6 protein-coding genes are annotated in these 12842 nt (G+C 41.2%); all 6 read right to left on the bottom strand.

The features are described 5' to 3' along the window. Positions 1-29: 29 nt before the first annotated feature. Genes AQ505_RS05825 through AQ505_RS05800 form a run of 6 tightly spaced genes read right to left on the bottom strand, consistent with a single transcriptional unit; the run spans position 30 to position 12780 of the window. Positions 30-2423, bottom strand: a complete 2394-nt coding sequence (locus AQ505_RS05825) for an ABC transporter permease (RefSeq protein ID WP_062547315.1) — start codon at positions 2421-2423, stop codon at positions 30-32. 14 nt (positions 2424-2437) lie between these two features. Beyond that, positions 2438-4861 (bottom strand): ABC transporter permease, encoded by a 2424-nt coding sequence (locus tag AQ505_RS05820; protein WP_062547314.1) that lies wholly within the window; start codon positions 4859-4861, stop codon positions 2438-2440. A gap of 3 nt (positions 4862-4864) precedes the next feature. Next, positions 4865-7228 (bottom strand): ABC transporter permease, encoded by a 2364-nt coding sequence (locus AQ505_RS05815; protein ID WP_062547313.1) that lies wholly within the window; start codon positions 7226-7228, stop codon positions 4865-4867. Positions 7229-7245: 17 nt separating this feature from the next. Further along, positions 7246-9597 carry an ABC transporter permease gene (locus AQ505_RS05810; RefSeq protein WP_062547312.1) on the bottom strand — a complete coding sequence of 784 codons (2352 nt, stop codon included), beginning with the start codon at positions 9595-9597 and terminating at the stop codon, positions 7246-7248. A 19-nt stretch (positions 9598-9616) separates the two neighbouring features. Beyond that, complete coding sequence (locus tag AQ505_RS05805; RefSeq protein ID WP_062547311.1) at positions 9617-12067, bottom strand: ABC transporter permease; 2451 nt, start codon at positions 12065-12067, stop codon at positions 9617-9619. A 14-nt stretch (positions 12068-12081) separates the two neighbouring features. Beyond that, entirely contained in the window at positions 12082-12780 is a 699-nt protein-coding gene (locus AQ505_RS05800; protein ID WP_062547310.1) for an ABC transporter ATP-binding protein, read from the bottom strand. Positions 12781-12842 lie beyond the last annotated feature (62 nt).

Below are 12842 nucleotides of genomic sequence, written 5' to 3'. Positions count from 1 at the left end.
TGATATTTTATTATTGATATATAATTGAATTATTCATATTTCAGTGCATCTATTGGATTGGTCTTAGCGGCCTTTAAAGACCGTAAACTTACGGTAATCACTGTAATCAGCACCGATAGCACCATCGCCAGAACAAATGGCCAGACGCTCAGCTGTGTTCGGTAAACAAAGCCTGCCAGCCATTTGGAAGCCAGGATATAAGCCAGCGGCCAGGCCACCAGGTTGGCAATAAGTACCATGTATAGAAAGGAACGGTTCAGCATTTTCACCAATTCCAATGTGGAAGCACCCAATACTTTCCGAATGGCAATTTCCCTTGTTCTTTGGGTAGCGATGAAAGAAACCAGTCCAAACAAGCCAATAAAAGAGATGAAAATGATCACTCCGGCAAACACTTTAAAAAGTACTCCCATCACCTGCTCTGTTCTATAAAAGCTTTCAATAGACTGATCCATAAACTCGAGGTCATACACATGATTAGGAAAGGTACTATTCCAAATTTGTTCTACCTGCGGCATTACTGTACTGATCTTTTTCGGATCAAGCTTCAAAGCCATGGAATTGTAGGCTTTCAATCTGCTGAAGATCGCCACAGGACCAATTGCCTCTTTGAGTGATTTGTTGTTGAAATCCTTGATGACCCCAACGATAGGTCCTTCCCCTGCACTCATCACAATCCGTTTACCAATTGCATCTTCCGGACGCAGTACATTTAACAGTTTCAGCAACTTCTCATTGACCATAAATTCCTTCACTGTATCGCTTTTAGATAAACCCCGTCCGGCAACTAACTTCATATCGAACGTTTTCAGATAATGTTCATCAGCATCTTTTACATTCAATTGGAACTCTTCATCTTTCGAACGGTGATCGTAAGAAAAATTAACTTCATTATTACCATTCGACAATGGGGCGGCACTGAAATAGCTGCTTTCTTCGATGCCAGGCAATTGCATGATTCTTTCTCTGAATCCACTCAATTTAGACATGTTGATACTGTCTGCCGGAACATCAATTATGGCAACCGATTGATGGTTAAAGCCCAAAGGCTGCTCTCTCACAAACTTCATTTGCCTGATCACCACCAATGTAGAGATGATCAATACTGCAGTAATGGCAAATTGCACCACCACCAATGTTTTTCTTAATCCTAAACCTCCGGCATTAGCCACGCTGATTTTGTTTTTAATGGCCAGTGCCGGACTAAATCCAGAAATCACGAAAGCCGGATAAAGACCTGCCAGGAAGCTCACCACCAATACCAGTAGCAGCATAAATACAAAAATCATAGGTTCGGAAAATAAACGGAATGACACCTTATCATCCATTAAGCTTTCCATCCCAGGTATAGACAATTCTGTAATCACACAAGCCAGCAATAAGGCGATTACGGTAATCAATGTAGTTTCACTTAGAAACTGCAAGATCAGTTGACCTCGGCGGCTGCCCATTACTTTTCGTACCCCCACCTCTTTAGAACGGCTGATAGCCTGTGCGGTAGCCAGGTTGATAAAATTGATACAGGCAGTGATCAAAAGAAAGAGACCAATCACCCCTAATCCTGTAAGTTCCTTATAAGAAATGGTATTGTAACTGAAATTACTGAAACGCGTATCATGGTGTACCTGTGTCATTGGCTGGAAAATATGGTTCTCTTTTCCAGGTCCCGGATCTGTATAATATTTTGCCACAAACTTTTTCAATGGTGCCTCAAGATCCGCAGCGTTTACCCCAGGTTTTAGCAATACAAAACACTCAGAACGGTTCGTTACTTGCCCCCATGCTTTAGAATCTTTGCCCGCAAATGAAGCATAAGAAGCGATCATTTTAAATGGGAAATCGCTGTTTTGAGGCATATCTTTATAAACACCTGTGATCTTGAAGTCTGTTTTTTGACTAAAATTCAAAGTTTTTCCAATTGCATTCTGCCAGGAACCGAAATATTTAACTGCCATTTTTTCAGACAAAGCCATCATTCCCGGACCAGACAATGCCTGAGCAGGTTTTCCCGACAACCATTCTATATTGAAGATATCGAAAAACTGAGGCTCCACATAAAAGAGCTGTTCCTTTCTTTTCACTTCTGTTACTCCTGGAGCTGCCTTTATTAACACCACCCCATTCCTGCTCCGGACCGCAGCCACCTGTTCCAATTGTGCAAAGTCATTGCGCATAGCAGGAGCCAGAGGCACAGGCACCCCATTGGAATAGAAATCTCCATCCGGATAGGTCCAGTAAGACACCACCCGATAAATGCGGTCCTGTTTATCATAGTGCGCATCAAAACTAGTCTGGAATCTTAAGAAAAGAAAGATCAAAATACAACTCGCCAGTCCTATGGACAGCCCAATTACGTTGATCGCAGTATAACCTTTATACTTCCAAAGGTTCCGTAAGGCGATTTTTAGGTTCAGTTTAAACATGGTTGAAATATTTATTATTCATATTTTAAAGCATCAACAGGACTTGTTTTTATAGCATTCCTTGCTTGAAAACTTACGGTTAACAAAGTCAAAAGGGTACTGATCAATCCGGCAATCAGGAAGGGCAATACCGGCATTGTAATTCTATAAGCGAAGGTATCTAGCCATCTTTGCGCAGCGATATAAGCAACTGGCCAGCCAATAAGATTGGCTACGAATACAATTCGGATAAAGAAATTATTCAGCAAGCTGAGGATATTAAAATCTGTAGCGCCCAGCACTTTTCTAATAGAAATCTCCTTCATCCTACTACCGATTGTGAAGGCAGAAAATGCGAAAAGACCCAAAGTAGCAATGAAAATAGTAAGCAAAGCTGCCCCATAAAATACCGATTGCAGCTGCTCTTGTTTTTTAAATAAGCGGCCATATAACTCGTCCATAAACTCGTACCTGAAATCATCACCATCCATCTTATTCAAATTCTTCCAGTCTGACTTTAGAACGGCCAGTACACCCGCCATACGATCAGGGTCTATATTCACCATCAGCTTCATTTTACCATTTGCACAAGGGCTATTCACAGCATAAACTGTAGGTTCAACTGCCGATTCGAAGCCTTGCATTTTGGCATCTTTAACCACCCCTACAATTCGGTAGTCCATATCACAACCCCTGATCGTCTTTCCAACAGGATGCGTAATCCCGTAAGCTGACACTGCAGATTCGTTGAGCACAATTCCATTCTCAGCATCTGCAGGAAAAGTTTTGGAAAAAAAGCGACCGTCTTTAAGTTTCAGCTGAAGGGTTTCGAAATAGTCGAAATCGGTATGAACAATGTCCATTCCTAATTCCTTACCTTCTGCAGAGTAATTGACTCTTCCTGGCCTTGAGCCATCAGGAACATCCGAAGCCACGGTAAAAGAATTAACCCCAGGGATAGCCAGAACGCGCGCTTTCATATTCTCAAAATAACCACGGTCGAACCACACCATATTTTTGATGTACACCACCTGTCCAGTTTTAAAACCGGTATCCTCTGTCCTCATATATTTCAGCTGACTGCTCACAATCAGTAATCCAGCCATGAAAATGATCGCCACTGTAAACTGTGCCACCAATAAGCCATTCCTGAGCCATAAGGTTTTATAGCTGGTTTGAAGATTCCCTTTTAACACAGAAGCCGGTTTAAATCCTGACAATACTAATGCAGGGTAAACACCGGAAATCAATGTAATGATCAGCAATACCAATGGGAGCTGCCAGGCCAGAGCAGTGTTACCTTTCCATAGGGAGAAGGAAACACTAAAAGCATCATTAAATAGCGGCAGGAACAATTCTGCAAGCAAGACTCCAATCAGCAAAGCGACCAGACACTGCATAAAAATCTCTATTAGAAACTGGAAAGTCAGCTGGATGCGATATGCCCCCAATACCTTTTTCACCCCTACTTCTTTTGCCCTCTTATTAGTTTGTGCGATGGTCAGATTGGTGAAATTAATACAGGCAATCACCATCACCAATATAGTCAGTACCAACAAGGCCATTACAATTTTATAATTGGTATTGCTACCTGCAATCGGTCTTAAATGTAAATTATCAAGAGGATCTAAGAAGACACCCGATTTATCTAGCACCTGAAGATCAGCAGACATCGTTACGTCGGTTTCAGTCTTTAATGTGCCTTCCCGATCAGCAGCGGCCGTCAACCGCGACTTTTTCAACTCTTCCTTAAAAACAGCATCCACCTTTTTCTGCAGCAAATCCAGATCGGTACCTTCCTTAACTGCAATATAGGTTTGGTAATTATTAGCACTTGGTTCTTGTCCGGCACCCACGTCATCGGTAATGATCAAAGCATCGAAAACCAGATTGGAATGCGCAGAATTATGATTGACAATTCCTATAATATCACCGTACTGAAGCGCATTTGACGGCCCAATACCAACCTTAACAGGAAAAGATGGCGCTTTCTTTGGAAACATGGTTGAAACAAATTCTTTCGGTACATATAAATCCAATGCTCCGCCTGCTGGTTTAGTCAAGCCATTTTCTGGTTTGATATCAAACATTTTAGCCAGGGTATAATCTACAGAAATCACCTGTTTTCCATACACTCGGCCATCCTGAGTACTAAATGCGAATTCAAAATTCGTCTGTCTGCTCCTCCCTACATTTTCAATCTCCGGAATCGCATCCTTCAGTGCTTTTGCCAAAGACATCGCAGTATAATTCGTTTTGCGATCAGGCAATATTCTTCCCACCTGATAGATCTGCTTATAATTAGGGACATTATGGTCGAAAGTAGTTTCGAAACGTACATAGATGGCGACTAAAATAAAAGCAGCTAACGCAATGGCTAATCCTCCAATATTTATGGCAGTATAAATCCTATTTTTCCAAAGGTTACGCAGCGCGATTTTAAGATTGAGTCTAAACATTTTCTATTCGTATTTAAGTGCATCAACGGGGTTTGCTTTCACCACTTTCACAGATTGCATACTCACTGTAAACAGGGCAATAATCAAGGATAAGGCAAGGGCAATTGCGAAAGGGATCAAAGAGATTTCCACCCGGAATTCATATTTAGAAAGCCATTTACTAATGACAATGTAGGCTACTGGAAAGGCGATTAGGTTGGCAATCACCACCAGTTTAATAAAATCTTTATTTAATAAAGTAAGGATATGGAAAGTATTTGCACCTAACACTTTTCGGATGCTGATTTCCTTTTTACGCTGTTCAGCCATAAATAGCGTGAGTCCGAGCAGTCCTAAACAAGAAATAAACACTGCAAAACCGCCAAACCAATTGGCCAGTGTGCCCATTAATTTTTCATTATTGAACTTCGCCTCAAAGCTGTCTCCCACAAAAGTGATGGAGGCTGGAAAATCAGGATTTAATTCTTTCATCATTCCTTCCACTGCTGCGATAGCAGTACTGAGATTTTTTGCTGAATTCAAGCGCATCGCCATCACCCCTTCTGTTTCAATACCTTTTAGGATCACCATAGGCGTAGTACTTTGATAAGGAGATTCCATTACAAAATCTTTCATCACCCCTACTACAGTATAGTTATCTCCATTCCAGGTAATGACCGAGCCCAGCGGTTTCGAAAGTCCTATTACTTTAACCGCAGCTTCATTGATGACCACATTGGCGGAATCCTGAAAGTGGGGTAAAAAGTCCCTTCCTTCCAGCATATTTCCTCCCAGGGTAGCTGCAAAATCATCATAGGCAAACCTAAAGTTAAACAGGATATTTTCATTCGGATTTTTACCGGACCAAGCGATAGAAGTCGTATTATTTCCTCCTTGAGTTAAGCTCCGGCTAAAAGTACTCACATGGCTAACTACGCCGCTTTTTAGCAGCCTGTCACGGAATAATGATGCTTTTGAGGCATCTTTCAACACTCCTTCTATGGGAATTTCAATCAAACCATTGCTATCGTACCCGATTGGTTTGTCCTTGATAAACATCAGCTGCTGATAAATCACCGCAGTACAAATAATCAGGCAGGAAGCGAATACAAATTGAAAGACCACCAATACTTTCCTGATCGATAAAGAAGTACCAGCACTTCTGCTGAATCCCTTTAATACCTTTACCGGCTCAAAAGAAGACAGATAAAAAGCGGGATAACTACCGGCAATAAAACCAGTGAAAAGTGTCAATGCAAGTAATACCGACCAAAATTTCCAATCGGAATAATTGATCGTTAAGGTTACATGGAGTAAGTTATTAAAATAAGGAAGGCTAATTTCTATGAGTACAAAAGCAACGATCATTCCCAGAAAGGCCAGTAACATAGATTCCAGCATAAACTGACCAACCAATGATTTCCTTGCTGCACCAATGGCCTTTCTCACCCCTACTTCTTTTGCTCTCTTTTCAGACCTTGCGGTAGAAAGATTCATAAAATTAATACAGGCAATCAGTAGAATACAAAAAGCAAGGATAAAGAAAATCCTCAGCATATCAATTTTACCTCCAACAGATTTCCCCTGCTCAAAATGATCATATAAATGCCATTTAGCAAGAGGATGGATAATAGTAGCATTGTCATTATCTTTTTGGTTTCTGCCATAGACGCCATGGATTTCCTTGCTTACCTTTTCAAAGGAACTGTTATCCCGTAATTGCAGCAGGGTTAAACAGAAATTACTTCCCCAGCCAGCCCTTTTGCTCCATGGATTTAATTTCTCGTAGAACTGCCAGGAAAGCAAGTAGTCGAACTGAATGCTGCTGGTTACGGGTACATCTTCGATCACCCCCTCCACGGTCAGCAATTCTTCACCGGCAAACTTCAGCGTTTTATTCAGGGGATCTTCCGCTCCAAATAAAATTTTAGCCAGTCTTTCAGTAAGAATGATCCCATTAGGAGCGTTCAAAGCCTGATCTTTATTTCCTTTAATAAACTTATAATCGAAAATTTTAAGAAAAGAAGGATCAGCAAACACCCCCTTTTTCTTGTAGGATTTATTCTGGTTACTGATTAAGAACTCATCAGGATAAGTGGAATGAGAAGCATAAGCTACCTCAGGTACTGTTTCTTTCAAAGTCTGCGCCATAACACCAGGTGTCCAGGCATAACTCACGATATCGTTTGCATTCTTCTGATTACTATAGACTACATAAGTACGATCGTAACCCGAAGTATGTTTATCGTAACTCCATTCATAGGCCACATACAATAACAAAAGCATACAGCTAGCCAAGCCAATAGCCAGGCCACCTACATTGATGAGGGTATAGCCTTTGTTTTTCCAAAGGTTACGCAGGGCGATTTTTAAGTTTAGTCTAAACATATCTTTTATTTGAGTAGTTATTCGTATTTAAGTGCATCTACTGGTTTTGCGTTGGCAGTTTTATATGTCTGCACACTAACCGTTAATACGGTTACCAATACCGAAACGAACGCTGCGGCAAGGAACGGCCAGATGGTGATCGAGCTGCGATAAGCAAATCCAGACAACCAGGTGCTGGCTAAAATATAAGCGATCGGAATGGCGATTAGATTGGCGACCAGTACCAGGATCAGGAAAGTGCTATTGATCATTTTCAGGATATCCCGGGTTTCTGCACCCAGCACTTTTCTTACGCCAATTTCTTTGGTACGTTCCTGCACAGTAAAGGAAGCCAGTGCAAACAAACCGAGTATAGCGAGTGCGAGCGTGACATAAGTGAAAACATTGAAAATCTTATCAAGCCTGATGTACTGCACATATACATTGGCAAAACTCTGATCCAGCCAGGTATATTGAAATGGAAAGGGTTCTACCGATTCCCACAGTTTCTTCACCTCTTCTATCGTGGCCTGTGTATGTTCAGCATTCAGTTTCAACACCACCTGATTCGCGGCATTGGAATTTTTACTCTCTATCATAAAGGCTGTCGGCTCTGCAGCAAGCTCCATCCCTTTTTGGATGTGGTCTTTTACTACACCTACAATAATCCTATCATCGAACCACTTTTTGCCAATCAGGTTTTGTAATCCATATTTTTTAACCGCAGCTTCATTCACTACAACGGAGGTACTATCCGTTTTAAATTGATTAGAGAATACCCTGCCAGCTATCGGAGGCATGCCCATTACCTCGAAATAATCAAAACCTACCGTCACCACACTCATGTTCTCAATAGGCTGGCCGTTAAACTCTCTTCCTACAACCTGCATATCTTTTACACCAGGATAATAGTTTACCCGACTTACTCCGGTTACCCCATCAATTTTCAACAACCTGTCTTTTACGGGCTGAAAATTCCTTCTGGTATCAGCTTTTCTAATTTTAAATACCAGCAAATGATCTTTCTTGAAGCCTACATCCTGATTTTTGATATAGCTCACCTGTTGTTTGATCACTATCAAAGAAATGATAAAGACGATAGCGACTACAAATTGCACTGAGATCAATACTTTACGCATCCATAGACTACCGTTACCTCTTGAAAAATTACCCTTCAATACCTTAACCGGTTCATAACTCGACAAAAAGAAAGCTGCATATCCTCCGGAAAGAACAATCACCAATAACATCACCAGACCAACCTGAAGGATCAGCTGCCCAGGATTACTATAGGTAAATATCGACAGGTTGATGTCCATTAAACGGTTCATCATAGGCAAGGATACTTCCGCAAATACGAAGGCCAGTAATAAGGCCAGCAAACATTGAATCGTTGTTTCCGTTAAGAAATAGGTGATCAGATTGCTTCTCACAGCGCCCAATACTTTACGAATTCCGGTTTCCTTTGCTCTTTTTACCGATTGAGCAATCGCTAGATTCGTAAAATTGATGCAGGCAATAATGAGTAATAAAGAAGAGAATAACACCAAAATTGTGACCATTGCTGGATTTCCTCTTTTAACAGGATCCTGCAGACTAGTGGCATGCAGATAAACATCAGTTACTGGCAGCGTGATCAATTGAACCTTTTGCATGTTCGTATCTTTTCTTACCATCGGCAATTTCTGAAATGCGGCATTTAGCTTATGACTCAACATTTTCCCATCTGTTCCAGGTTTAGCTTTTAGGTAGGTATAAAAATTACCATTGCCCCAACCATCTCCTTTTGAAGATTTCTTTACAAAGCCTTCTGCTTCTATATGCTCGGGTGTATTTGGCAATTCATAAACACCGCTTACGGTATAACGCTTATCGGCATTGACTACTAAAGACTGTCCTACAGGATTCGTTTTCCCAAAGAACTTTTCACTTACCGGCTGGCTCAGGACAATCTGATTATTCGATAGGATGGATGACTTCGCATCTCCGTAAATGAATTTATAAGGGAACAGGTTAAACCAGTTACTGTCTACCCCAAGAATATGGTCTACGTACATCTCTTTAGAACCAGCAGTCAGCAATCGCTGATAGCTATCCCATACGTAATAACGCCCATAATCTTCAATTTCAGGGGTCATTTCCTTTAACGCAGGTGCTAATTCAGCTGGACTGGAGGAATACTCGTCCTGATCTGGGCCCCATTTAATAGAAAGACGGTATACATTTTTCGCCTCCGGGTTCCAGGTATCATAACTTTTTTCCAGATTTGCGTACAGAAGGATGATGATAAATCCTGCAAGACCGATGGATAGCCCGAAGATATTCAACAAGGTATAACCTTTGGTTTTCCAAAGGTTACGCAATGCGATTTTAAGGTTAAGTCTGAACATATTAATATTTCTACTTTAATTATTCGTATTTAAGGGCATCAACCGGGTTTTTCCTGGCTGTTTTAAAAGTTTGCATGGACACCGTCAGCATTGCCAGCAATATCGAAGTCAGCACTGCCAGCAAGTATGGCCAAACCGGCATTTCCATGCGATACGCAAAACTGTCCAACCAGCTTTTCATCAGGATATATACCACTGGTAAAGCCAGGATATTGCCAATAAAGACCAGTTTAACAAATGACTTATTCAGCATCATGATGATGTTCAATTCTGAGGCTCCCAGCACTTTCCTGATGCCGATTTCTTTGGTTCGCTGAGCGGTCATCAAAGCCACCAATGCCAACAGTCCCATGATGGTGATGAAGACCGATAAAAAGGTAAAAGCGCTGAACAGTTCACTCAATCTAATATACTTTCCATAGCTCAGGTTAAATTGTTCGTCTACGAACACATAAGACATTGGATAACCTGGTTCTATTTCTGCCCATACGTTTTTTACCGCAGCCATCGTTTTCTGGATCTCTCCCTCCTTTAAGCGAACGAGAATCTGATTTTGCCAGCCTCCGCCCATCATTAGATCAGGGACATAAAAGGCTGGAGCCACTCCCACTTCGAAGCCTTGCATGTTCACATCTTTTACCACGCCAATAATTTTCCTGGTCGTGTATTTATCATATTTATTGTTTTCAAAACTGACAGTCTTACCAATAGGATCACTGATACCTAAAGCTTTCACCGCTGCCTCATTCAAGACAATTGCATCCGTGGTATCGCTGCTAAATTTTCCTGTATAGGCTCTGCCCTGCAGGATTGGAATGTTCATCACGTCGAAATATCCAATGGATGCGGCAATTTTTTTCGTTTGTACTACATTTCCATTGTGGTTTAACCCTAACGTAATCGGGAGCTGAGCGCCGGGTAAAAAGGTAGTTTTAGAAACAAGCGTTACCCCTGGAACTGCTTCTAAACGACTTTTCAATCGGTTATAGTTTTCATAAGCTGTTGGCGTCGTCTGTGCTTTTATCGCCAGCACCTGTGCTGCATTAAAACCGGGATCCTGTTTCCTGATGAAATTTACCTGCTCCTTCACCAATAGCATTCCTGCCAAAAATATCACAGATATAGCGAACTGTAATACCAATAGGCCATTCCTCAGACGGTTGCCCCCCTGACTCCTGCTGATGTCTCCTTTTAATACTTTTGCAGGTTCAAAACGCGAAAGATACCATGCTGGATAGGCTCCTGTAAACAATAAGGTGCCTAGTAAAACCAGGCCAATCTGAGCTAAAATCCCCGAGATGGAGGGGTTGGTCCAAAAGGTTAAAGACAAATCGAGCATGCCATTAAAGATGGGCAGCATGAATTCCATCAATACCATTCCAATTAAAAATGCAGCGAATAGCTGGACCATCACTTCTACCAAAAACTGAGTCATAATGGCGGGTACCTGCGCGCCCAATACTTTTCTAATTCCTACTTCTTTAGCACGCTTAAAAGATCTTGCAACCAATAGATTAGTAAAATTAATGCCTACCAGAACCAGGATAAATATGGCCAGAAATCCAAGAATATTGATGACCTGGAGGTTGCTGCCCACATCCATTTTAGGATAAAGGTGAATGTTCTGACTCTTCTCTAAAAAAGCCCCTTCAGGAAGGGATTTATCTTTTGAAGTAGATGTTTCCACCTTTGCATCACTTGATGCTGATTTTCCGGCTAGGGCAAGTCCTGCTTTCTTAGCCCATTTATCTGAAATTAGCCTGTTTACCGTTTGATCTACCGATGCCAGATCTGCTCCAGGTTTCAAACGGAAATAAATATTGTAAACACCATACCCTTCCGTTTTCTGAAAATCGCTTTTAGCGGTATATACACAGGCATTCATATCTAAATGAGAAGCACTTTTCTGTTCGTCTAAAACTCCGGTAACGGTATAAGTAGTGGTTTGATTGAAAATATCTTTAGTTTTCAGGGTTTGTCCAATAGCCTCTTTCCCAGCGAACAATTTTTCAGTCAGCGCTTTGCTCAACACGATACTATTGGTGTTTGAGAACACCGTATGCTTAGTTCCTTCCAGCAAAACAAATGGAAAGAATTTAAAGAAATTCGCATCTGCTCTAATGATTTTATTCAGGTAAAATGCCTGCTGATTACTTTCTACCAACATCTCCTGGTCGTTCCTTGGCGATTCAATCACAGTAAAATCTTCTACCGCCGGCTCATTGGATTTAATCAATCCAGCATCCATATAAGAGAAATAATCCGATTTTTTCTCGCCTTTATGGTAGCCTAAACGATATACGCGGTCCATAGCCTGATCAAAACGATCATAACTGGTTTCATGGTTTACAAATAGCAGTATGACACAAAAAACGGCCAAACCGATACTTAAACCAAGAATGTTAATCAGCGTATATCCTTTGTTTTTCCAAAGGTTGCGCATAGCGATTTTGAGGTTGAGTCGGAACATCAGGATTTGATATTTTAAATTAATTCTTCGGTACGGGTCTTATTAATTTTCTCTGAGATCACATGACCATCTTTTAAGTTGATGATGCGGTTGGAGAAACTGGCGTCATGAGAAGAGTGGGTCACCATAACGATGGTAGTTCCTGTTTCGTTAAGTTCACACAGCAATTCCATTACTTCATTACCATGAGAACTATCCAGGTTACCGGTTGGCTCATCCGCAAGTACCAATTTAGGTTTAGTCACCAGTGCTCTGGCTACGGCCACACGCTGCTGCTGTCCACCGGAAAGCTGCTGAGGAAAGTGCCCGCTTCTATTCACGATATTCATCCTCTCGATGATTTCATTCACCAGACGCTTGCGCTCCGGAGCAGCTACTTTATTGTAAATCAAAGGCAGTTCAATATTTTCAAAAACGGTCAGTTCATCAATTAGGTTGAAGTTCTGAAACACAAATCCCATATTGCGTTTTCTGAAATTAGAACGTTCTTTATCGTTTAGTTTCAGCAGTTCCGTATCTATAAATTTATAGCTGCCGCTTTCTGGTTTATCCAGTAAGCCCATCACATTTAAAAGGGTAGATTTACCGCATCCGGATGGTCCCATAATAGAGACAAACTCTCCTTCTTTCACATGAAGGTTAATTCCATTCAAAGCGGTTGTTTCAATTTCTTCAGTTTTGTAAACTTTCTCCAGGTTTTCAATTTTTATCATGGCTATATTTTTTCTTTCAGGGTTTCTTTTTAGTAGATGAGCGCCCGGGTCAACGCAAACCG

The organism is Pedobacter sp. PACM 27299 (assembly GCF_001412655.1).
Lineage (GTDB): Bacteria > Bacteroidota > Bacteroidia > Sphingobacteriales > Sphingobacteriaceae > Pedobacter.
Note: the sequence above shows the minus strand (reverse complement) of the source record. Positions and strands in the feature narration are given on the sequence as shown.